Source organism: Halomonas sp. SIMBA_159 (assembly GCF_046536035.1).
GTDB classification, from domain to species: domain Bacteria; phylum Pseudomonadota; class Gammaproteobacteria; order Pseudomonadales; family Halomonadaceae; genus Vreelandella; species Vreelandella venusta_A.
The window spans coordinates 1-253 of the sequence record NZ_JAWJBT010001105.1 but is presented as its reverse complement, the minus strand read 5'-3'; the positions used below and the strand labels follow the sequence as shown (position 1 = coordinate 253).

1 protein-coding gene is annotated in these 253 nt (G+C 49.8%); it reads left to right on the top strand.

Annotated features, from left to right (window positions below; all coding sequences use genetic code 11):
* Positions 1-18: 18 nt before the first annotated feature.
* On the top strand, positions 19-253 hold a 235-nt coding region (locus R0J87_RS22695; protein WP_498889173.1), incomplete at its 3' end, for a hypothetical protein.

The window sequence follows — 253 nt, the reverse complement described above, 5'->3', positions numbered from 1 at the left end:
CTCGACATGGGCTTAACCGTGACTTCACCGACAGAAATTACCGATTCAGGATCGATCAACATCGATATTACGGTTGAAGTGGGTGGGGAAGATCACAGCGCTGAAAACATCGTTGATGACGATAGTACGCATACTTTCCCGAGTGAAAGCGGTGAAGATACGCATACCAACAGCGATGAGATAACGACGCTGGATGCCGAGCACGATGTAGCACATACCGATGTCGATCATTCGAATACTGCGGCCTCCACCG